We start from the raw sequence: 23,882 nt of genomic DNA, 5'->3' as shown, positions 1-23,882 counted from the left end.
CTGAGTACCGTGAACCTCGTGACAACCGTGGGCAGGCAATACGGCGGGCGCGCCGTCACCGAACGCAAAGCCGAACGCCGGCTACGGTTTCTCGACGCCGCGACCCGGATCTTCGCCGAGCGCGGCTACACCGATTGCTCGCTCGCCGATGTCTGCGCCGCTGCCGGACTGTCCAAGCGCCAGTTCTACGAAGAGTTCCAGACCAGGGAAGACGTGCTGGTCGCGGCCTACGATCGGATCCAGGACGAGGCCGCCGCCGCGGTGATCGCCGCGGTCCGCACGGTGGATCCAGCCGCCGACGCGCAGACCGCGATGCACACGGCGATGTCGGCGTACCTCGGCTCGATCGGCTCGGACCCGTTCCGCGCGAAGGTCGCCTTCATCGAGGTGGTCGGCGTCAGCGAGCGGATGGAGACGCACCGCCGCGCCCGCCGGCACAAGTGGGCCGCCCTGCTGGAATCGGTGGTGATCCCACGGGTGACGCCCGGTGGCCGGCTGCGCGGCGGTACCCATCTGGGCGCGTCGGCGCTGATCGGCGCGATCAACGGCCTGAGCCATGAATGGCTGCTCGCCGATCCGCGCCCGCCGGTGGACGCGCTCGTCGACCTCTTGGTGTCGATGTCCTTCGCGCTGATCGAAGCGCCGGCGTAGCTCAGCTCAGCATGTCGGCCAGGCTGCGGGCCCGGCTCGGCTGGCGCAGCTTGCCCAGCGCCTTCGCCTCGAGCTGACGGATCCGTTCCCGGGAGACGCCCAGGGCGGTGCCGACCTGCTCCAGCGTGCGCGGTTCGCCGCGATCCAGGCCGAAGCGCAGCAGGATCACCTCGCGCTCGCGTTCGCTCAGCGTCGCCAGCACCGCGTCCAGCCGGCCCCGAACCTGGCCGTTCGCGACCAGTTCGGCCGGGTCCGGAGCGGCGTCGGCGATCAGGCTGCCGAGCTCGGTCTCGTCCTCGTCGCCGACCGGGGTGTGCAGCGAAATCGGCGTGCGCCCATGGCGGATGACCTCCTCGACCTGTTCGGTGGACAGCTCGAGTTCGACCGCGATCTCCGCCGCGGTGGCCGCGCGGCCCAGCTGCTGCGACAGCGTGCGCTGGGTGCGGGTGACCTTGTTGAGGACCTCGACCACGTGCACCGGAATCCGGATGGTGCGGCCCTGGTCGGCCAGCGCCCGCCCGATCGCCTGGCGAATCCACCAGGTGGCGTAGGTGGACAGCTTCAGGCCGCGCTCGGGCTCGAACTTGTCGATCGCGCGGATCAGCCCGAACGTGCCCTCCTGCACCAGATCCAGCAGCGACATGCCGGTCGGCAGCGGGTAGCGCTTGGCGATGGAGACGACCAGGCGCAGGTTGGCCTCGACCATGTGCTCCTTGGCGTGCTCGCCGTCCACGGCGGTCCGGCGCAGCTCCCGGCGGGTCGCGGCGTCGAGTTCGCGTCCGGCGGCGGCGCTCTCGGTGAGTTCCTGCTGGGCGCGCAGGCCGGCGACGATGCGCTCGGCCAGCTCGACCTCCTGCTCGGCGGTGAGCAACGGGGTGCGACCGATGGCGCGCAGGTAGTCCTTGATCGGGTCTTCGCTGACCGAACCGGTGGTGGGGGCGAGGCGGCGGGTCGTGGTGCAGAACTGAGGCATACGAAGTCCTTTCGATCGTGGAGCGTGCCGGTGGCCGACGCGGGCTGGGCGTCGGCCACCGGCGGGAGGAGAGGCGGGCATCGGAGGGGCCGTTGCGAATCAGTGCCTGGTAGAAGCACTCCGGCGGGCGGAATATTCCGCAGCGGCCGCGCCTTTTAGCGCCCCGGGATCCGCAGCGGGCGGTTCACCTGGGTGCGGTGGACCTGTCCGCGCCGCAGTCCGTCATTGCGATGATCGCGCCGCTTGAGGACCTGGCGGACGGCCTGGTCGGTGCTGGTGTGCGCGGTGTACTTGGCCATGGTGGCTGCTCCCTTGACGGTGATCTGGTCGAACTGGTTCGGGGCTGCGGTGTCAGGGCCGTGAATCATGCGCTGGTTCTCCTTCGATCGTGTGCCGTCTCCGGCAACGAACACAAAGTTAGATCAGACCTAAAAATATGTCAAGTACAAATTTGTGCTGATTTCAGATAGGCTGCTCGACATGACCGAACAGGGCCTCCGCGCGCGGAAGAAACAGCAGACCAGGGACAAGATTTCGCATCAGGCGACACTGCTGTTCCTGGAGCGCGGCTTCGACAAGGTGACGATCGCGGAGGTGGCCACGGCCGCCGACGTGGCGAAGATGACGGTGACCAACTACTTCCCGCGCAAGGAGGATCTCGCGCTGGATCTGGGGGAGGTGTTCGTCGAGCAGCTCGCGCGGACCGTGCGCGAGCGCGAACCCGGGGAATCCGCGTTGGCGGCGTTGCGCCGGGTCTATCTGGCGGCGGCGGCCGAGCAGAGTCCGGTCATCGGGTTCTCCGGGCTGGAGTTCGCGAAGATGATCGCCGACAGCCCGGCGCTGGTGGCCCGCCTGCGCGAGTTCCACGAGGAGCGCGAGGCCGCGCTGGCCCGCGCGCTCGCCGCCGAGACTGTCGCGGAGTCCACCGACATCACGCCGCGGGTGGCCGCCGCGCAACTCGGCGGGGTGCATCGGGTGCTCTTCGACGAAACGATGCGCCGCACCCTCGCCGGTGAGTCCAATGACGAAATCGCCACCGCGCTCACGGGATATATCGAGGTGGCCTTCGATGCGCTCGCGCCGGGGCTGGCCGGTTACGCGGTGCGCGGCGGCTGATTAGCTGCCGTGTCGCTGGTGGTCCGCGACAACGGCATCAGACCATACTGGGCCCATGACCGAGGCCGTAGCTGTCGCCGAGAAGCCCGCTCCGGAAGCGCTCAGCCGCGGCCGGATCAACCTCATTTTCGGCACCATCGTGCTGGGCATGCTGATGGCCGCGCTGGACCAGACGATCGTCTCGGCGGCCCTGCCCAGCATCGTCGCGGATCTCGGCGGCGCCGGGCATATGGCCTGGGTGGTCACCGCCTACATGCTCACCGAGGCGGTGTCGACGGCGCTGGCGGGCAAGCTCGGTGACCTGTTCGGCCGCAAGCTGGTCTTCCAGCTCAGCGGCATCATCTTCATCGCCGGTTCGGCGCTCGCCGGTCTGGCGCACGACATGCTGCTGCTGATCATCGCCCGCGGTATCCAGGGCGTCGGCGCGGGCGGTCTGATGGTGACCGCGATGGCGCTGATCGCCGACACCATCCCGCTGCGCGAACGCGGCAAGTATCAGGGCGCGCTCGGCGCGGTCTTCGGCATCACGACCGTCGTCGGCCCGACGCTCGGCGGCCTGTTCACCGACCACGCCAGCTGGCGCTGGTGCTTCTACGTCAATGTGCCGATCGCGATCATCATGATCGCGCTGGCGGCGCGCACCATTCCGCATGTGCGGGCGGCCGCGCGGCCGATCATCGACTACGCGGGCATCGGCCTGGTCGCGGCGGGCGTCTCCTGCCTGATTCTCGGACTGGAGTTCGGCGGGCAGGAATACCCTTGGGGCTCTTGGCAGATCATCGCGCTGTTCGTGGCCTCGGTGGTGTTGCTGGCGGCCTTCGTCGCGGTGGAACTGCGCGCCCGCGAACCGATGCTGCCGATGAAACTGTTCCGCAGCAACGTCTTCACGGTGTGCTCGATCCTGAGCTTCATCGTCGGTTTCGCCATGATCGGCTCGATGACCTTCCTGCCCGCGTATTTCCAGTACGTGGACGGTGTTTCGGCCACCGCCTCGGGTGTGCGCACGCTGCCGCTGGTGGTCGGGTTGATGGTCACCTCGATCATGTCCGGTCAGGTGGTCGCGAAAACCGGCCGCTACAAATACTTTCCGATTGTGGGTACCGCGGTCATGGCGCTGGGCCTGGGGCTGATGTCCACCATGGGGCGCGCCACGAGCACCTGGCAGGAGTCGCTGTACATGCTGGTGCTCGGTATGGGCATCGGCCTGTCCATGCAGGTGCTCACCATCGTCGTGCAGAACACGGTGCCCTACGCCGACCTGGGCACCGCGACCTCCGGCGTCACCTTCTTCCGCACCCTGGGTAGTGCGTTCGGCGCCACCGTCTTCGGGACGCTGTACACCAATCAGCTCACCCCGAATCTGGGCAAGGCGCTGGCGGAATCGCCGGGGGTGTCACCGGAGGCCGCCTCGAATCCCGAAGCGCTGCGCAAGCTTCCGATGGACCAGGCCGCGCCGATCATCGACGCCTACGCGAATTCCATCGACTACGTGTTCAAGTGGGTCGTTCCGGTCGTCGTCGTCGGTTTCCTGGTGGCCTGGTTCCTGAAACAGGTGCCGCTGCGGGACAGCATCCGGGGTGGGGCGACGGATGTGGGCGAAGGCTTTTCGATGCCAGACCACTCCGACCGGGTCGCGTTGCTGGAACGGGAGGTGGGCGCGACCATGCGAAAAGCGCACGCGAGCGGCGGCAGGATCGGCGCGGGGATTCTCGCCGACGCCGGCAGCACGCTGAGCCGCGGGCAGGCGTGGGCGCTGGGGCAGATCTACCTGCACAACCGGATTCGCGGTGGCGCCACCATCGACTCGATCGCCCGGGCGCACAGGGTGCCCGACGAGGTCATCGAGCCGGTGGTGCTGAAGGTGATGGGCGCGGGCTTCGTCGACGCCGACGCCGGGAATCTGGATCTGACGGTTTCCGGGCGCGCCGAGGTGGATCGGGTGCACGCGGCCTGGCGGCGCTGGTTGAGCGGCCGGATCGAGGATTGGGACGACCGGGATCCCGCGGACAGCGCGCTGCTGGATGAGGCGCTGGACAATATCGCCCGGAAATTGCTCGACGACCAGCTGGAACACGACGAGGCGCGGGTCTGAACCCGAGCTCGGAGATTACTTGCACGCGAGTACTCGTAGACGTATATTCGTATACGAGTAGGAGGTGCAATGGCTACTAAACGCAAGGTCAACAACTTGCTGGCGCTGGCAGTGCTGTCGGTGATCGTGGAACGGCCGATGCACCGCTACGAGATCGCGTCCGTGCTCAAGCAGCGCGGCAAAGACCGCGATATGGACATCAAGTGGGGCTCGCTGTACACGGTTGTGCAGAACATGGCCAAGGCCGGATTTCTGGAGGAGATCGGCAGCGAGCGGGACGGCGCCCGGCCGGAACGGGTGATCTACCAGATCACCGACGCGGGCCGCGCCGAAATGCGGGACTGGACCACCGAATTGATCTCCGACCCGGAGCTGGATGCGACGCGGTTCACCGCTGGGCTCTCCATCCTCGGTGCGCTCCCGCCGGAGCTGGTGATCGAGCTGCTCGGCAAGCGGATCACCGCCCTGGACGCGGCGCTCGCCACCGGGCGCGCGGAGCTGGCGGAGCTGGACGGCAAGCTGCCGCGGCTGTTCACGGTCGAGACCGAATACGGGCTGGCGATGCTGGCGGCGGAAGTCGCGTGGGTGCGTTCGTTCCGTGCCGAGCTGGTCGAGGGCACCTTCCCTGACCTGGGGTTCTGGTCTCGGATGCACGCCGAGAACATCGACCCGGCCGAAGTCATCGAGATGGTGGAGAGGGGGGAGAAACCCGAGTAGATCGGTGCCCCGCAGCGGGGCGACCTTTAGACCCAGGCTCGGCGGAAGTGCGGCAACACGACCGCCGAGCTGGGAAAACCTTCTCGAACCGTGCCCGCGATCGCGCACCCAGCCCAAGATTTGGCAATCACAGGATAGCCGGGTGAGCGACAGGGCGGTTTCGGGGAACCGCAACCACCTTGATTGGGAGATCATCCATGTCTTTGAACAACCCCGCCACCATCCGGTCCGCACTCGTCATCGGCGGCGGCATCGCCGGTCCGGTCACCGCGGCGGCTCTGCGCAAGGCGGGCATCGACGCCCGCGTCTTCGAGGCCTACCCCGGGCCCGCGTTCAACATCGGCAGCGGGCTCGCGCTGGCGCCCAACGGAGTAGCCGCACTCGATGTGATCGGCGCTGGAGATCGGGTGCGCGACATCGCGTTTCCGATTTCCGCGATGTCGTTGTCGGTCGGCGGCAAGATCCACCACGTGCCCGGCCTGCCCGATCTGGAGCCGTTGCAGATGGTCGATCGCAGCGAATTGCACCGCACGCTGCACGATCACGCGATCGCCGCCGGGGTGTCGTTCGAGTACGACAAGCGGCTGACGCACGTCGAAGAGGCCGCCGACGGTGTCACCGCGCACTTCGCGGACGGCACCACCGCCACCGCCGACGTGCTCATCGGCGCGGACGGCATTCGGTCGACCGTGCGGGAGCTGATCGATCCGAACGCGCCGGGACCGGACTACACCGGCATGCTCGGTTTCGGCGCGATGGTCGACTGCGATCTCGACACCCCGGCGGGCTCCATGGTTTTCGCCTACGGTCAGCGGGCCTACTACCTGTATGGGGCGGTCGAAGAAGGGCGCTTCATGTGGGGCGCGAATCTGCCCAGCAAGCAATATCTCTCGCTGACCGAGGCGCGGGCGCTGCCGGCCGAGCACTGGCTGAAGATTCTGCGCGACACCTACGGCGGTGATGCGGCGGGTGGCGCGCTGGTCCGGGCGACCACCGCCGACAACCTGGAAATCGTTGGGGCACTGCATATTATGCCGTCGGTACCGCAGTGGCGCCGCGGCCGGCTGGTCCTGGTGGGCGATTCCGTGCACGCGCCGTCCAACAGTTCCGGGCAGGGCGCCTCGCTGGGCATCGAGAGCGCGGTCCAATTGGCGCGCTGCCTGCGGGATCTGCCGCACGAGCAGGCCTTCGCGGCCTATGAACAGCTGCGGCGGTCCCGCGTGGAAGGGGTGGCCAAGCGCGCCGCCAAGATCAACCACAGCAAGACGCCGGGGCCGGTGGCCCGGAAGATGATGAATGTGGTGATGCCGGTGATGTTCCGGTTGATGGATCAGGAGAAGCAGCTCGGCGCGGAGCAGCGCTACCGGATCGACTGGGACGCACCGGTGTCCGCGGAACTCGTCCCGGTGTGATCCAGACGCCGTTTCACACCCTTGGGTGGGGATTCCCGCACCCCCGGGGGTTGGGTGCGCCAGCACTGGGGTTCCTGTCGAGAGGGCTCTGAACAGGGGAAATTAGAAGTCGTAAACGAAACAAAGACGACTTCGGAGGACCACCCCATGAACACCGCACTCGCTCAGAACCGCACCGGCACTGATCAGGCGGCCGTCGCGGTGGCCACCCTCGATGCCGACCGCGATTACCTGGACCGCTGGTCCAACCGGCTGGCTCGGGTCCTGCTGGCCCGCGGCGCCGCACCCGGCACCCGGATCGCGGTGGCGGTCGAGCCGGCCGTCGAGTTCGTGGTGACCCGCTGGGCCATCGAAAAGATCGGCGCCACCGCGGTTTCCGCCGACTCGGCGATCGGCGTCCGGCTCGGCGTCACCACCAAGGACGACCGCGACGGCCTGTCCGGCAAGATCGCCTGGCTGGTGCTCGACGACCGGTCGACCCTGCTGGGCTACCTCACCGGATCCGACGCCCCCATCACCGACGCCGATCTGTTTCACGCGCACGCCTGCTGAGACCTACGGGACGGACAGCCCTGTCCGTCCCGTAGTGCGTTGAGCGCATTTCAAGTTATCCGCGTATCGCCGCGAGATAGACTCCCGAGGAAGAAATACACGCGCGAGTCCTCACTGGCTATCTCCTGAACTTCCAGGAACTTTTATGCGATCCCCTTTGCCGGTCGCGCCGGATCAGATGCCTGCCGGTGCCTTTCCGCTGTCCGCAGCCCAGCGTGGAATCTGGTTCGCCCAGCATTTCGCGGGCGACACCGCTATTTCCATCGCACAGTACGTCGAATTCGCCGGGCCCGTCGATGTCGAGTTGCTCGCCGATGTAGCGCGCCAGGCCGGCCGTGAATTCGGCACCGGCTATGTGCGTTTGATCGAGGTCGACGGATTTCCGTATCAGATGGTCGATACCGGGCAGGACGATCGGATTCCGGTAATCGATCTACGCGGCGAAGCCGATCCGGTGGCGGCGGCGCAGGACTGGATGAGCGCGGAATACACCGCGCCCCTGGATCTGCTGCGGGATCCACTCGGGTGCTACGTGCTGCTGCGGCTGGCCGAGGACCACTGGTATTGGTATCAGCGGATTCACCACATCGTGCTGGACGGCTTCGGCGCGATGACGATGCTGCAGCGCACCGCCGAGCTGTACAACGCGGCGCTGGCCGGGCGGGAGCAGCCGGCGAGCAAGGCCGAGGATCTGCGCAAGATCATCGACAGCGATGTGGCGTACCGGGATTCGAGCCGATTCCAGGCGGACGGGCAGTACTGGCGGGAGCATCTCGCGGGCATGGTCGAGCCGGTCAGCCTGGCCGGGCGGGCCGCCGAGGTGGACGCGCATCCGCGCGTCGCCGCCGGGGAACTGCCGCTGGACACCGCCGAGCTGCTGGACGCGGTGGCGAAAGCGGAGAACTCCAGCATCGCCCCGATCGTGGTCGCGGCGTTCGGGGCGTACCTGGGCGCGATGACCGGAGCGCCGGAAGTGGTGCTGAGCCTGCCGGTTTCGGGGCGGACGACGGCATCGCTGCGGCGGTCCGGCGGCATGGTCGCCAATGTGGTGCCGCTGCGGCTGAGTATGGACGCGGCGATGACGGTGGGTGCGTTCATCCGGGCTACGCAGGGCGAGCTGACCTCGGCGCTGCGCCGGCAGCGCTACCGCCAGGAGGACATCGTCCGCGATCTCGGCTGGGCGGTGGACGAGGGCGCCTCGTTCGGGCCGACGGTGAACCTGATGATGGTGGACACCAGGATCGAGCTCGGTGCGGTCATCGGGCGGATGCATGTGCTGACCTCCGGAATGATCGACGACCTGTTCCTGAATCTGTATCCCGGTGTGGGCGGCGAGAGCACGCACATCGATTTCCAGGCGAACCCGAACCTGTACGGCGCGGGCGAGCTGGCCGGGCAGCATCGGCGGTTCCTCGCCTTCCTGCATCGATTCCTGGTCGCCGGGCCGGAGGCCCCGTTGTCGGCGGTCCCGGTGTTGTTCGAGGACGAGGTTGCCGAGCTGGTGCCCGCGCGCGGGGCCGCCGACGTGCGGCCGCGGACCCTGCCCGACATCCTGAGTGCGGGTGCGGCCTTCGATCCGTCGGCGGTCGCGCTGGTCGCCGGAGACCTGCGACTCACCTATCGCGAGCTCGAGGAGCACACGAACCGGCTGGCGCGGGTGTTGATCGATGCCGGTGCGGGACCTGAACGGACCGTCGCGATTTCGATTCCGCGGTCCGCGGAATCTGTGCTCGCGATGTACGCGGTGGCCAAGACCGGGGCGGCGTTCGTGCCGATCGATCCGGGGTATCCGGCGGACCGGATCGAATACATGGTGCGGGACAGCGGGGTGGTCGCCGGTTTGACGGTGGCGGCCGCGCGAGCGGCGCTGCCGGACCAGGTCACGTGGCTGACCCTCGATGACGCAACGGTGGTTCAGCTTGTCGCGGAACGGGATTCCGGGGCGTTGACCGATGCGGATCGGACTGCGCGGATTCATCTCGACCAGCCTGCCTATCTCATCTACACCTCGGGCTCGACCGGACTGCCCAAGGGTGTCACGGTGACCCATCGCGGCCTGGGGAACCTGGTGGCGAGTTCCGGCACGACCTTCGGGGTGACCGCCGCTTCCGTGGTGGCGCACGCGGTTTCGCCGAGCTTCGACATATCCATCGAGGAGCTTCTGGTGGCGCTCGCCGCCGGTGCGACGGTCGCGGTTGTGCCGCCGGCGGCATACGCGGGCGAAGAGCTGGCGGAAGTGCTTCGCGCACAGCAGGTTACCCACCTGAACGTGACGCCCGCGGTGGTGGCTTCGCTGGATCCGGCGGCGCTGCCGTCGTTGCGCACGGTGATCGTGGGCGGCGACGCGTGCCCGCCCGAGCTGGTGGCGCGGTGGGCCGGGCGCCGGCTGCTCAACGGATACGGACCGACCGAGACGACGATCACCGTTACCGTGAGCGCGCCGCTGGAACCCGGTGCGCCGGTGACGATCGGCAGTCTGGCTCGGGGCGTCTCCGCGGTGGTGCTGGATCCGTGGCTGCGGCCGGTGGCGCCCGGGGCGACCGGTGAGCTGTACCTGGGGGGTCCCGCGGTGGCGCGGGGCTACCGCGAGCGCAACGGGCTGACAGCGAGTCGATTCGTCGCCGACCCGTACACACCTGGTGCGCGCATGTATCGCACCGGCGACCTGGTGCGCTGGTGCCGGCGCGACGGCCGGCTGGAGCTGGAGTACGCGGGCCGCACCGACTTTCAGGTAAAGGTGCGGGGATACCGCATCGAACTCGGGGAGATCGACGCGGCGCTGCAACGGCAGGCCGCGGTGGATTTCGCGCTCACCATCGGTGCGAAGAGCCCCGCCGGTGCGACTGCTCTGGTGTCCTATGTGCTGGGCAAGCCCGGTGCCGACGTGCAGCCCGAGACCTTGAAAGCTGCCGTGGGACTGGAACTTCCGGCATACATGGTGCCGTCGGTGGTCATGGTGATCGACCACGTGCCGCTCACCCCGGTCGGCAAGGTCGACCGCAGAGCTTTGCCCGCACCGGATTTCGGTGTGCGCGCCGTGGTACGGCGTGCACCGTCCACGCCGCGCGAGGAAACGCTGGCCGCATTGTTCGCCGAGGTCCTGGGCGTGGACGCGGTCGGCGTCGACGACAACTTCTTCGCCCTCGGCGGCGACAGCATCATCTCCATCCAGTTGGTCTCCCGGGCCCGCGCCGCCGGCCTGGCCTTCAGCGCGCGCGACGTCTTCGAACGCAAAACCGTCGCCGCCCTGGCCGCGGTCGCCACCGAAGCGGCCGACACAACTGTGCATGAATTGCCCGGTGGCGGCGTCGGATCCATCGTGCCGACACCGATCACGCACGCCATGCTCGAGCAGGGCGACAGTTGGCAGCGCTACAGCCAGGCAGTACTGATCGACCTTCCCTCCGGCACCACCCGGGAACAGCTGATCCCGGCGGTCCAAGCTCTGCTCGACCGCCACGACATGCTGCGCAGCACCCTGCGCCGCGCCACCTCCGTAGCGTGGGAATGGATTGCCGCCGAGCGCGGTTCGGTCGATGCGGCAGACCTGATCGCTGTCGTGGACGCCGGACCCGACCTGGACGAAACCTGCGAACGCGAATTGCAGCGCGCCGCCGACCAACTCGACCCCGCCGCCGGGATCATGGCGCGATTCGTACTGATAACCCCGCGAACCGCCGAGAATGCCGAGGCCGTCGGTGGTGGGCCGGTGCTGTGGCTGGTGCTGCATCACCTGGTTACCGATGGGGTTTCTTGGCGGACCTTGTTGCCGGACTTGGCTACTGCGTTCAGTGGTGGGGTTCTGGAGCCGGTGGGGACGTCGTATCGGCGGTGGGCGCAGGCCAATGTCGAGGAGGCCGCGCGGCGGGCCGCGGAGTTGCCGGTGTGGGAGCGGATTGTCCGGACGCCTGATCCGTTGATCGGGGCGCGGGGCGCGGATCCGGCTGTGGATGTGGTTGCCACGATGGCGGAGGTGCGGACCGCCGTGCCTGCGGATGTGGCGGGCGTGGTGCTCGATGTGCTGCCGGAGCGGTTCCACTGTGGTGCGGACGATGTGCTGCTGGCCGCGCTGGCGCTGGCGGTGGCGCGGTGGCGGGGGCGCAGTAGTGCGCTGTTCACGCTGGAAGGGCATGGGCGCGAGGAATCGGTGCTGCCCGGGGCGGATCTGGCGCGCACGGTGGGGTGGTTCACCAGTGTGTATCCGGTGGCGATCGACTTGGCCGGAATCGATGTGGAGGAGGCGTTCGCCGGTGGGGCGTCCGCCGGGGCCGCGATCAAGGCGGCCAAGGAACAGTTGCGGGCTGTGCCGGACAAGGGTGTCGGGTTCGGGATGCTGCGGTACCTGAATCCGGAGGCCGCCGAGGCGCTTGCGGGAGCGCCCGCGCCGCAGATCAGCTTCAACTATCTCGGCCGTGCGGCCGGCGGTGCTGAAGGCGATTGGCTGCCGCGACGTTTCGCGGCGACGCAGGATGACCGTGCGCCGCTGCCCGCGGTCATCGATATCAACGCGATCATGGGCGCTACCGATCTCGAGGTGACCTGGGCGTATGCCTCGGGGATCCTGGACGAAGCGCAGGTTCGTGAGCTGGCACAGCTCTGGGCGGAGGCGCTCGGCGCGCTGGCCGGGACCGCGGCCGGTGGGCACACGCCCTCGGATTTCCCCCTCACTTCGGTGACCCAGCGGCAGATCGACGGCTGGGAGCGGAGCTATCCGAATCTCGCTGATGTGTGGCCGCTTTCGCCGCTGCAATACGGGCTGCTGTTCCACGCGATGTACGACACCGATACCGCCGACGGTTACACGGTGCAGACCCGGCTCACGCTGTCGGGACAGGTTGATGCGAAGCGGTTGCGTTCGGCCGCGCAGGCATTGGTCGACCGGCACGAGAACCTGCGGGTCGCCTTCGTGGAGACCGCGGACGGTCCACGACAGCTGGTGCTGAGCGACGCCGAAGTGCGCTGGCGGGAACTGGATTTGCGGCACCTCGGCGATGCCGGGGCGCGGCGGCGGGAGCTGGAACGAACCATCGCCGTCGATGCGAACAGCCGGTTCGATCTGACGCGGCCGCCGCTGCTGCGGTTCCTGCTGATTCGTGGTGACGTCGAGACCTACACCCTGCTGATGACCAATCACCATGTGGTGCTGGATGGCTGGTCGACGCCGTTGCTGGTGCGCGAGCTGCTGACGATGTACATCGCGGCGGCCTCGGGTGCTTCGATGGCCGAGGTGCTGCCGCCCGCGCCGTCCTATCGAGGGTTCCTGGCGTGGCTCGGCGAACCGGATGCCGCCGGATCGGCCTCGATCGATGCGTGGCAGCAAGCGCTGGCCGGGGTGGACGCGCCGACGCGGGCGGTGCCGTCGCTGGCGGGAGTGGAATCCACCGAATCCGGAATGGTTTCCGTCGATCTGCCGAACGAGTTGATCGCACGGCTGGAGGCGACGACCCGTGCGGCCGGCGCCACCACGAACACCGCGGTGCAGGCGGCGTGGGCGCTGCTGCTGGTCATGCTGACCGGGCGCACCGATGTGGTGTTCGGCGGCACCGTGTCCGGCCGGCCGCCGCAGCTGAGCGGGGTCGAGGACATGGTGGGGTTGTTCATCAACACCCTGCCGGTGCGGGTGCGGCTCGATCCGGCGGAGCGGGTCGCGGAGCTGCTGGCGCGGTTGCAGTCCGAGCAGGCGCGGTTGCTGGATCACCAGCAGGTCGGGCTGGCCGAGATCCATCAGGCGGTCGGCTTGGCCGAATTGTTCGACACGCTCACGGTTTTCGAGTCGTACCCGATCGATCGGGAGACACTGTCGCGGTCGCTGGACATCGCGGGGATGCGGGTGCTCGATGTCGAGGGCACCGATGCGACGCCGTATCCGTTGAACCTCATGGTGATTCCGCTGCACGGTGCGCCGGGCCAGCGCGACACCCTGCGAATCACCGTCAAATACTTGGCCGATCACTTCGCGGAGGCCGAGGCGGCGCGCCTACTGGATCGGTTTGTGCTGCTGCTCAGGCAGATTGCCGAACAGCCGCAAGCCCGGATCGCCCGAATGCAGCATTGCGACCGCGCCGAGCGCGCGGAACTGTTGCCGCGGCGGGGCGCGGCATCGGTACCGCAGCGCACCATGCCCGAGATTCTCAGCGCCGGCGCGGCGATCGATCCGGACGCCATCGCGGTCAGCCTGGGCGGCGCTTCCATGACCTATGGGGAGCTCGACGCCTGGTCCAACCGGTTCGCGCGGGTGCTGCTGCGGCGGGGCGTCGGAGCGGAAGTCTTTGTGGTGCTGGCTCTTACGCGGTCGATCGAATCAGTGGTCGCGGTGTGGGCGCTGGTGAAGACGGGTGCCGCGTTCCTGCCGCTGGATCCGAACTATCCGGTGGAGCGCATCGAGCACATCCTGACCGACTCCAAAGCGCCGATCGGCGTCACCGTGCACGCCACCGGCGAGACGCTGCCCGGCACCATCGACTGGCTCCTGCTCGACGAACTCAACACCATCCGCCGGGTGATGACCGTGCCCGCCGATCCGATCACCGACGCCGAGCGCGGCGGCGCGATCCGGATGGATCAGACCGCCTACCTGATCTACACCTCGGGCTCGACCGGAAAGCCCAAAGCGGTATTGCTGAGTCACCGGGGTGTCTCGAATCTCGTGACAGCGCAGCGTGAATCGCTGGCCCTCGACCACACCGCGCGGGAATTGCAGGTCGCGTCCCCGAGTTTCGACGCCTCCGTCTTCGAGATGCTGTGCGCGCACGGTATGGGCGGGCATCTGGTGCTGTCGCCGCCGGAGGTCTACGGCGGCGCCGAACTCGAACAGCTGCTGCGCGCCGAGCGGGTCACCCACGCCGTGATCACGCCATCGGTGCTGGCCACGATGGATCCCCGGGATCTGCCCGAGTTGCGTGTGCTCTCGGTGGCCGGTGAGGCGGCGGGTGCGGAACTGACCGCCCAGTGGTCGGCGGGCCGGCGCATGCTGAATCTCTACGGCCCCACGGAATTCAGCATCTGGGCTACCGGCCCGGGTGAGCTGCGGGCCGGGGAACCGGTGACCATGGGCGGACCGATTCGCGGCGCCGCTCTCATGGTGCTGGACGGATGGCTGCGCCCGGTGCCGGTCGGGGTCGAGGGCGAGCTCTATCTCGCGGGACCCGCGATCGCGCGGGGATACTTCAACCGCTTCGCCATGACCGCCGCACGCTTCATCGCCAATCCCTTCGACGAGCCGGGCGAGCGGATGTACCGCACCGGCGACATGGTGCGCTGGGTGCTGCGCGACGGTGCGCTCGAGCTGGAGTACCTGGGGCGCAGTGACTTCCAGGTGAAGATCCGCGGCCTGCGGATCGAGCTCGGCGAGATCGACGCGGTGCTGGGAGCCGACGAGGACGTGGAATACGCGGCCACCATCGGCATGCCGGGACCGGGCGGCGAAACGGTGCTGGTGTCCTATGTCGTGCCGACCCAGACCTGGCGCGAATCGGTGGCGGCCGGAACGGAATTCGACACCGAGCGGCTGCGCAGCCGGGTCGCGGGCCGGCTGCCCGGCTACATGGTGCCCGGCTATCTGCTCGTCCTCGACGACGTACCGCTCACACCCGTCGGCAAACTGGACCGAAAGGCCCTGCCCGTTCCCGACTTCGAGAGCTACCAGCGCCGCTACCTCGCACCCCGCACGCCGGTGGAGGAGTCCGTGGCCACCGTCTTCGCCGACGTCCTCGGCAGCGAAAGAGTCAGTATCGACCAGTCCTTCTTCGAACTCGGCGGCAACTCCCTCAGCGCAACCCGGGTCATCGCCCGCGTCAACGCGGCCCTCGGCTCGACCATCGCCCTGCGCGACCTCTTCGACGCACCGACCGTCGCCCAACTCGCCGCCCGCATCGTGCCCGCCGCCGAAGGCGCCCGCGCCCGTTTCGCGCTGACTCCCCGCCTCCGCCCCGACCGCATCCCCCTGTCGCCGGCCCAGCAACGCATGTGGGTCCTCAACCAGCTGGAACCCACCTCCGCCGCCTACAACATCGCCGTCGCCCTGCGCCTCACCGGCACCCTCGACGTCGCAGCCATGCAACAAGCCCTGACCGACGTAGTGCGTCGCCACGAAAGCCTGCGCACCATGTACCCCGCCGACTCGGAAGGCCCCCGCCAGGTAATCGTCAGCACCGAAACAGCGGCTCCGACACTCCATCTCACGACCACCGAGGACGGCCGCCAACTCCGCACCCACATCAACAACCTCGCCGGAGTCGGCTTCGACCTCGCCACCGACCCCCCACTCCGCGTCGGCCTCTTCCGTATCACCCCACCCGGCACGTTCTCCGCCGGGCCCCAGACGCCAAACCCGCAGGCAGACAGCGTTATCGACGCGCGCGCCATGGATCCCGGCCGAGAGCATGCCGGGATGACGGTGAATGTGCTTGCCGATGCCCGCGCGGCACAGCCGGTGGATTCACAGTCCACGGCCGAGGGCTTGCGTGCCGAGCCGGCGGATGGACTGTCCGCTAGGACGCCCGAAGGAAGATCGTTCGGCGCGGTGGCGGCGGAGCGCCGGGGTACCCACGGCGACACCGCCGGCGCTGCGGCTGGGGAGTTGGTTGAGGGTGCGGAGTCCGTGCATGTGGTGGTGCTTGTCGTACATCACATCAGTGCCGATGGGGCGTCGATGGCGCCGTTGGCCTCGGATTTGATGACTGCGTATGCGGCGCATGCGTTCGGCGGGGGTGGGGCGTTGGCGGCGCTGCCGGTGCAGTATGCGGATTTCGCGTTGTGGCATCGGGAGTTGCTCGGGGACGAAGCGGAGGCGGAGTCGTTGGCGGCGCGGCAGATCGGGCGATGGGTCGAGGTGCTGGGCGGGGCGCCGGATCTGCTCGAGTTGCCTGGGGATCGGGCCCGGCCGGCGGTGCAGTCGATGCGGAGTGCCGATCTGGGGTTCGTGGTGGACGCGCGGGTGCATCGGGGCGTGGTGGAGTTGGCCGCCGCGCGGGATGTCAGCGTGTTCATGGTGGTGCACGCGGCGCTTGCGGTGTTGCTGGCGCGGCTCGGGAGTACCGATGATGTGGTGATCGGGACCGCGGTGGCGGGGCGGGGTGAGGCGGCGCTCGACGAGATGGTCGGGATGTTCGTCAATACGCTCGCGTTGCGCACTCGGGTCGATCCGAATCTGGGGTTCCGGGAATTCCTCGACGCGGTCAGGGCTTCGGATCTGGAGGCGTTCGGGAACGCGGATGTGCCGTTCGAGCGGCTCGTGCAGGTGCTGAACCCCGCGCGGTCGACGGCGCATCACCCGATTTTCCAAGTGTCGTTGTCCTTGCAGAACTTCGTGGAACCCGTGCTGGAGTTGCCGGGGCTGCGGGTCGGCGTCGAGGATCTGGAACGTAGTGCGGGGCAATTCGATCTGGCCTTCGATCTGCGGGAACGGTTCGCGGGGGCGGAACCCGGTGGGATCGAGGGCGTATTGACTTATGCCACCGATCTTTTCGACGCCGCCACGGTCGAATCGTTCCTGGCGCGCTGGCAGCGGGTGCTGGCGGCGATCATCGCGGATCCGGCACTGACGATTGCCGATATCGATCTGCTGGAGCCGCAGGAGCGGGCGGAGTTGGTGCCGGTGCACGGGCCGGTGAGCTCGGGCACGGTCACGTTGCCGGAGCTGCTCACCGAGACGGCAGCACGCTATGCCGACCGCCCGGCGCTGGTGTACGCCGGAGTGACCACGACCTACGGTGACCTCGAGGCGAGATCCAATCAGCTCGCGCGGACGTTGATCGATGCGGGTGTAGGTCCGGAAACAGTTGTCGCGCTGGGGCTTACCCGGGGCACAGAGCTGCTTACCGGCATGTGGGCCGCGGCCAAGGCCGGTGCCGCGTTCTTGCCGGTCGATCCGAAGCATTCGGTCGATCGAATCGACCACATGCTCACCGATTCCGGTGCGGTACTGGGACTTACAGTGGCGGCGCATCGGGATTCGCTGTCCGGCAGCGGACAGTGGCTGGTGCTCGACGATCCCGAGTTCGAACGGCAGTGGCAGGGCGCCGACCGAACTGCGCTGCGCGCCGATGAACGGGGCGTGATCGCACTGGACCATCCCGCGTGGATGATCTACACCTCCGGGTCCACCGGCACACCCAAGGGCGTCACCGTCAGCCATCGAGGCATCGCCGACGTGGTTGTCGCACAGCGCGAATCGCTGGACCTCGACGAGCATTCGCGGGTATTGCAGGTCGCCTCGCCGAGCTTCGACGCATCGATCTTCGAAGCGCTGATGGCCTTCGGTTCCGGTGGCGCCTCGGTGATCGCGCCGCCCGAGGTGTTCGGCGGCGAAGCGCTGACCGAACTGCTGGCCGCCGAGCAGGTCACCCACATGGTGATCACCCCGTCCGCCTTGGCGACCGTGGATCCCGCCCAGGTGTCCAGCGTCCGAGTGCTGGCCGTCGCCGGCGAGGCTGTGGGCGCCGAGCTGGTCGAACGCTGGTCCGCGCCTGCGCCTGCCGGCGATCGGCACCAGGGGGAGGAACAGCTCCGTCAACAGCGCGCCGGCCGGCGCATGATCAATCTGTATGGGCCGACGGAGTTCACCATCTGGGCGACCGGGTCGACGGCCTTGCGAGCGGATGCACCGGTCACCATCGGTGCCCCCATCCGAGGCGCGGCGGCTCTGGTGCTCGATGACCGACTGCGGCCGGTGCCGGTTGGCGTCGCCGGGGAGTTGTATCTCGCGGGCCCCGCGCTGGCCCGCGGGTATCACGCCCGTCCGGATCTGAACGCTGGGCGATTCGTCGCCAATCCTTTTGGAGCACAAGGTGAGCGGATGTACCGAACCGGCGACCTGGTGCGCTGGACTCGTGCCGCGGCGGGGCTGGAACTGGAGTACATCGGGCGCACCGACTTCCAGGTGAAGGTGCGCGGACAGCGGATCGAACTCGGGGAGATCGATGCGGTGCTCGGACGTGCGGACGGCGTAGAATTCGCTGTCACCCTCGGTGCTCCGGGCCCGACCGGCTCCACCGCATTGGCTGCCTACGTCGTGCACGAACCCGGTGTCGAGATAGACGTCGCAAAGCTGCGCGCTTACGCCGCGGACATTCTCCCCGGCTACATGGTGCCGTCGGCGTTCGTGGTGCTCGATGCGATCCCGCTCAACGCGGTGGGCAAGCTGGACCGGAAAGCACTGCCGGAGCCGGTGTTCGGCGCCGATCAAGCGGAGTATGTGCCGCCCAGCACACCGACCGAAGAGACGCTGGCGGCGATCTTCGCCGAACTCCTCGGCCGCGAGAAGGTCGGGGCCGCCGACTCGTTCTTCGCCCTCGGCGGCGACAGCATCCTCGCGATCCAGCTGGTGTCGCGCGCCAAGGTGCAGGGCGTAACCGTCACTCCGCTACAGGTTTTCGAGCACCGCACCGTCGGCGCCCTCGCCGCGGCCGCGGACACGGCGGGCGAGGTCGTCACCCTCGAGGAGCTGCCCGGCGGCGGCGTAGGCGAGCTGCCGCTGCCGCCGATCGTGCACTACATGCTCGAACGCGGTGGCAATCACAACCGTTTCGCCCAGACCGCGGTGCTCGAACTGCCGGTCGGCATCCGGCCGGACCAGCTCGCCGCGACCATCGGCACGGTGGTGGATCGCCATGACATGCTGCGATCCCGCTTGTTCCAGGACGACACCGGCGAATGGCGTTTGGCAGTAGGCGAACCCGGCTCCGTCGACCCCGCCGCCCTAGTGCGCCGGGTCGAGTTCGCCGCCGACGCGGACACGGTCGACCTGCGCGAATACGCGGTGGCCGAGCTCGATTCCGCGATGAACCGACTCGACCCCGCCCAGGGCGTCGTCCTGCAATTCCTGTGGCTGGACCCGGTCGGTGAAGCGGGTGACCGCAGCCGCGCCGGCCGTCTGATCGTGATCGCCCACCACCTTGTCGTCGACGGTGTCTCCTGGCGAATCCTGGTGCCGGACTTCATGGCCGCCTGGGCCCAGATCTCCGCCGGGGCGACCCCGGTACTCACCGAAGTCGGCACTTCGATGCGCCGCTGGTCGCACGCCCTGACCGAACTGGCCCATGCGGAAGCCAGGTCGGCCGAAATCGACTACTGGCGAAGAACAGTAGACATCCCCGACCCGCCGCTCGGCCGCCGCGAACTCGATCCCGCCATCGATCGAGCCCACACCTTGCGCATGGTCGACATCGAGGTCCCCGCAGACGTAACCACCGCCCTGCTCACCACCTTGCCCGCCCTGTTCCACGGCAGCGTCGAGGACACCCTGCTCGCCACCCTGGCCTTGGCGGTGGACGCCTGGCGCGGCGACCGCGCACCGCAACTCGCCAATGCCGTTGTCTCAGAGACACACTCGGCGGCCGGTGGACGGAGCGTACTGCTTCGCCTGGAGGGCCATGGTCGGCAGCAGGAAGTGATTCCCGGTGCGGACCTGTCGCGGACGGTGGGGTGGTTCACGAGCATTTATCCGGTGCGGGTCGACCTCGACGGCATCGACGTCCCAGCGGCGCTGGCCGGTGGGCCTGCCCTGGGTGCGGCCATCCGGGCAGTGAAGCATCAGCTGCTGGCGGTGCCGGACAAGGGGATCGGGTTCGGACTGCTGCGATACCTGAATTCCGGTGCGGCGCAGCAGCTGCCATCACGCCTGCCCGGTCGGATCGGTTTCAACTATCTCGGGCGGTACTCCGTCGGCGACATTCCGGCGGGGTTGGAAGGTTTGGGCTGGTTGCCGACCGACGAACTCGGTGAGTTGCCGGCGACCGAGTGCGCTGACGTGCCGTTGCAGTCGGAGATCGACGTGAACGCGGTGGTGATCGACGACCGGTTGCAGGCGAGTTTCGGGTTCCCCGCAGCCTTGCTGGACCGCACAGAAGTGGCGGAGCTGGCGCAGCGGTGGATCGAAGCGCTGACCGCGGCAGCCGCTTTCGCGCAGACGGACGCGGCGCGGGAGCTCGGAGCCGCCGAGGAACGGGCGATGGCCGAGCAGGCGGCGGCCGCGGCTTCGGCGGGCTCGCCGCTGGGGCTGGACGTGCTGTTGCCGATCCGCGCGGAAGGTTCGGAGCCCGCGTTGTTCTGCGTTCACCCGTCGTCCGGAATGTCCTGGACCTACCTGGGATTCGCGGATGCGCTGGCGGCCGGACGCCCGATCTACGGTTTGCAGGCGCCGGATTTGAGCGGGCAGCCGTCGGTGCGCAGTATCGCCGAGTTCGCCGAGCGATACGTGCGGGAGATCCGCGCGGTGCAGCCGGACGGGCCCTATCACCTGCTGGGCTGGTCGTTCGGCGGTCTGATCGCGCATGCGATGGCGGTACGGCTGGAGCAGGAGGGCGCCGAAGTCGGGGTCCTGGCGCTGCTCGACGCGGACACCGCCGATATCGACGGGGACAGCATCGAACCGCTGACCGCGGGCTCGTTCGTCAGTACCTTCGGAGCGGTCTTCGGGATCGAGGACGTCCCCGCCGAGGCGACCGCGGCGCAGGCCGCGGCGATGATCAGCGCCCGGATGGGCGGTGCGGCACTGGTCGACGCGGCCACGCTGGAGCGAATGGCGGGCTCCTACAACGCCTCCGCGCGCACTCGCACCGGCTATCAGCGACCGGTCTTTCACGGAGACGTGCTGTATTTCCATGCCACCGTGGAGACTTCGGACATCTTCGGCCCCGCGGGGTGGCGGCCCTATGTCACCGGAGCTATCACCCAGCACGACGTGGCGGTCACCCACGACGAAATGACGGCTCCGCACGTACTGCCCAGCATCGCGCGCGTGCTCGACGAACATCTTGGAGGTAACCAGTGAGCACTGACACCGGGGTAGTGGTGGAGGGCATCGAGAAATCCTTCGGTGCGGTAAAAGCCTTGCGCGGAGTCGATTTCGTGGCCGCGCAGGGCGAGGTGCTCGGGATTCTCGGCCCCAACGGAGCGGGCAAGACGACGACTGTGAACATTCTGTCCACACTGATCGCACCCGACCAGGGCCGTGCCACGGTGGCCGGTCACGATGTGGTCGGCGATCCGGCGGCGGTGCGCCGCGCGATCATGTTGACCGGCCAGTTCGCGGCCTTGGACGACATGCTCAGCGGTTACGAGAATCTGGTGATGTTCGGCCGGCTGATGGGCCTGCGGAAGCGCGCGGCCCGAGCTCGCGCCGACGAACTGCTCGCCGAATTCGATCTGCTGAAGGCGGCGGGCCGCCGGGTCGGCACCTACTCCGGCGGTATGCGCCGGCGTATCGATATCGCGTGCGGGCTGGTGGTCCGCCCGGACGTCGTGTTCCTCGACGAACCCACCACCGGCCTGGATCCCCGTAGCCGGCAGGGTGTTTGGGACCTGGTGTCGAGCTTCCGCAAACACGGCATCACCACGCTGCTCACCACCCAGTATCTGGAAGAAGCCGACGCGCTGTGTGATCGGATCATCGTGATCGACCACGGCGTGGTGATCGCCGAGGGCACCGCCGACGAGTTGAAGGCCCGCACCGGCGGGGCGTACTGCGAGGTGGTGCCGCTGGATCTGAAGGATCTGCCGGCCATCGCCGACGCCCTGGGTTCGCTGCTGCCGGAGGAGAATCGGGCCACCCTCACGGCGGATTCCGATCGGATCGCGATCCCCGCGCCGGACGGCGCGAAGACCTTGGCGGAAGCGCTGCGGCGTTTGGACGACGCGGGCGTCGAACTCGTCGACATCGCCCTGCGCCGGCCCTCGCTCGATGATGTATTCCTGCAGCTCACCGGTCATCTCGCGGCTGCCGACGATGCGGATGCCGGGAAATGACCGCCGGTACCTGGCTGACCGACGTCCGCGCGACACCGCTGCGGGTGCAGCAGTGGTGGGTGCTGACCTCGCGTCTGATCGTGCCCTCGCTGAAAACCGGTGAGGTGCTGTCCTCGATCCTCGCGCCGATCGCGTTCACCGCCAGCTTCTACATCCCGCTGAAAACCGTAATGACCTTCGCCGGACACGGATTCAGCAGCTACGCCCAGTTCATGATGCCGATCGTGATCCTGCAAGCGGCGGCGTTCACCGCGATCGGCGCGGCCTTCCGGGCCGCGACGGACGCGGTCGCGGGACTGGATCGGCGGTTCGGGTCGATGCCGATCGGGCCGCTGGTCCCGGTGGCGGCGCGCATGGCGGGCAACATCTTCCGGTTGTTGATCGCCTTGGCCGCGGCGCTGGTCTCCGGCTACGCCATCGGATTCCGGTTCCATCTGGATCTGGCGCACACGCTCGGATTCCTGGCGTTCGCGATGCTGATCGGCGGCGCGCTGACGCTCGGCGCGGATGTCATCGGAACGGTGTCGAAGAGCCCGGAGGCGACCACGCAGGCGCTGGTGCTGCCGCCGCTGATCCTCGGCATGCTCTCGACCGGGCTCGCGCCCGCGAGTCAATTCCCTTCCTGGGTACAGCCGTTCGTGCGCAATCAGCCGATCTCGCAGTTCGCGATCGGGCTGCGGGCGCTGGCCGGTGATTCGAAAGGTAATGCGGGCGAGATGAGCTGGGCGCTGATGGGGCCGCCGCTGTGCTGGGCGATCGGAATCCTGGTGGTGTGCGTGCCGCTGGTGATCCGGCTGAGTTCTAGGAGGGCATGATGGTGCTGTCGGTCGCTCGCGCGAACAGCCCCAGCGAGACGGCGCCCGTCTCGCTGGTGCGGCACACGGTGATTCAGACGCAGCGGCTGCTGCTGCGCTGGTCCCGCAACCCGGTCGCCCTGCTGGAGACTCTGATCATCCCGTGCCTGCTGCTGCTGATGCTCGACATCGTCGTGGGCAATCAGATCGAAAAGTTCTCCGGCACCAACGCTTTGTACGGTTCGGTGCCGATGGTCGCGATCGTCGGGGCGCTGTCCGGCGCGGTCGCGAGTGGGGTGATGCTGGGCCGGGAACGCGATGCCGGGCTGCTCGCCCGCTTCTGGGTGCTGCCCGTGCACCGCGCCTCCGGGCTGATCTCGCGCGTCCTCGCCGAAGGCTGCCGCATTCTCGCGGGCACCCTGGTCGTGATCCTGGTCGGGCACCTGCTGGGCTTCCGGTTCCAGCAGGGACCACTGGCGGCCCTCGCCTTCGTCTGCATCCCCGTGCTTTTCGGCCTGGCGTTCGCCACCATGGTCACCGCCGTCGCGGTCTTCACCGCGAAAGCGACGCTGGTGGAAGGCATCACGATCCTCAGCTCGCTGCTGATGTTCTTCAGCACCGGCTTCGTCCCGCTGATCGCCTACCCGCAATGGATCCAGCCCGTGGTCCGCAATCAACCCATGTCGGTCGCGGTCGACGCGATGAAAGCCCTGGCGCTGGGCGGCCCCACCGCCCACCCGCTGGTCCTGACAGTGGTCTGGTCACTGGCCCTGATCGTGATCTTCGCGACCCCCGCGGTGATCGGCTACCGCCGCGCCAGCCGCCGCTGA

General features: G+C 68.2%; 12 protein-coding genes. 10 read left to right on the top strand and 2 right to left on the bottom strand.

Features of this window, described 5'->3' with window-relative positions; translation table 11 throughout:
- The first annotated feature begins 18 nt into the window (after positions 1-18).
- Positions 19-651: a TetR/AcrR family transcriptional regulator gene (locus AB0M14_RS09360; RefSeq protein WP_364990999.1), complete on the top strand. Its 633-nt coding sequence runs from the start codon at positions 19-21 to the stop codon at positions 649-651.
- Between the two features lies 1 nt (position 652).
- Here AB0M14_RS09360 and AB0M14_RS09355 read toward each other — a convergent pair whose 3' ends face one another.
- Positions 653-1,624, bottom strand: coding sequence for a sigma-70 family RNA polymerase sigma factor (locus AB0M14_RS09355; RefSeq protein WP_364990996.1), 972 nt, complete (start codon positions 1,622-1,624; stop codon positions 653-655).
- A gap of 155 nt (positions 1,625-1,779) precedes the next feature.
- On the bottom strand, positions 1,780-1,992 hold the full coding sequence (locus tag AB0M14_RS09350) for a hypothetical protein (RefSeq protein WP_364990994.1): 213 nt from the start codon (positions 1,990-1,992) through the stop codon (positions 1,780-1,782).
- Between the two features lie 112 nt (positions 1,993-2,104).
- Between AB0M14_RS09350 and AB0M14_RS09345 the strand changes: the two genes are divergently transcribed.
- The 9 genes from AB0M14_RS09345 to AB0M14_RS09305 all read left to right on the top strand — a co-directional run bounded on the left by AB0M14_RS09345 (position 2,105) and on the right by AB0M14_RS09305 (position 23,882).
- Positions 2,105-2,740 (top strand): TetR family transcriptional regulator, encoded by a 636-nt coding sequence (locus AB0M14_RS09345; protein WP_364990992.1) that lies wholly within the window; start codon positions 2,105-2,107, stop codon positions 2,738-2,740.
- Between the two features lie 55 nt (positions 2,741-2,795).
- Entirely contained in the window at positions 2,796-4,832 is a 2,037-nt protein-coding gene (locus AB0M14_RS09340; RefSeq protein ID WP_364990989.1) for an MDR family MFS transporter, read from the top strand.
- Between the two features lie 69 nt (positions 4,833-4,901).
- Positions 4,902-5,549 carry a PadR family transcriptional regulator gene (locus AB0M14_RS09335; protein WP_364990986.1) on the top strand — a complete coding sequence of 216 codons (648 nt, stop codon included), beginning with the start codon at positions 4,902-4,904 and terminating at the stop codon, positions 5,547-5,549.
- A gap of 197 nt (positions 5,550-5,746) precedes the next feature.
- A complete protein-coding gene (locus AB0M14_RS09330) occupies positions 5,747-6,961 on the top strand; it encodes an FAD-dependent monooxygenase (RefSeq protein ID WP_364990982.1) in 1,215 nt (404 codons plus the stop codon).
- Positions 6,962-7,108: 147 nt separating this feature from the next.
- Positions 7,109-7,513 carry an AMP-binding protein gene (locus AB0M14_RS09325; RefSeq protein ID WP_364990979.1) on the top strand — a complete coding sequence of 135 codons (405 nt, stop codon included), beginning with the start codon at positions 7,109-7,111 and terminating at the stop codon, positions 7,511-7,513.
- A 145-nt stretch (positions 7,514-7,658) separates the two neighbouring features.
- Positions 7,659-21,284 (top strand): amino acid adenylation domain-containing protein, encoded by a 13,626-nt coding sequence (locus AB0M14_RS09320; RefSeq protein WP_364990976.1) that lies wholly within the window; start codon positions 7,659-7,661, stop codon positions 21,282-21,284.
- Positions 21,281-22,258: an ATP-binding cassette domain-containing protein gene (locus AB0M14_RS09315; RefSeq protein WP_364990973.1), complete on the top strand. Its 978-nt coding sequence runs from the start codon at positions 21,281-21,283 to the stop codon at positions 22,256-22,258. Before AB0M14_RS09320 ends, AB0M14_RS09315 begins: the two co-directional genes overlap by 4 nt.
- Positions 22,255-23,073 (top strand): ABC transporter permease, encoded by an 819-nt coding sequence (locus AB0M14_RS09310; RefSeq protein ID WP_364990970.1) that lies wholly within the window; start codon positions 22,255-22,257, stop codon positions 23,071-23,073. Before AB0M14_RS09315 ends, AB0M14_RS09310 begins: the two co-directional genes overlap by 4 nt.
- Positions 23,073-23,882: an ABC transporter permease gene (locus AB0M14_RS09305; protein ID WP_364990967.1), complete on the top strand. Its 810-nt coding sequence runs from the start codon at positions 23,073-23,075 to the stop codon at positions 23,880-23,882. Before AB0M14_RS09310 ends, AB0M14_RS09305 begins: the two co-directional genes overlap by 1 nt.

The organism is Nocardia sp. NPDC051832, assembly GCF_040681285.1.
In the GTDB taxonomy this organism is placed as follows: Bacteria; Actinomycetota; Actinomycetes; order Mycobacteriales; family Mycobacteriaceae; genus Nocardia.
Note: the sequence above shows the minus strand (reverse complement) of the source record. Positions and strands in the feature narration are given on the sequence as shown.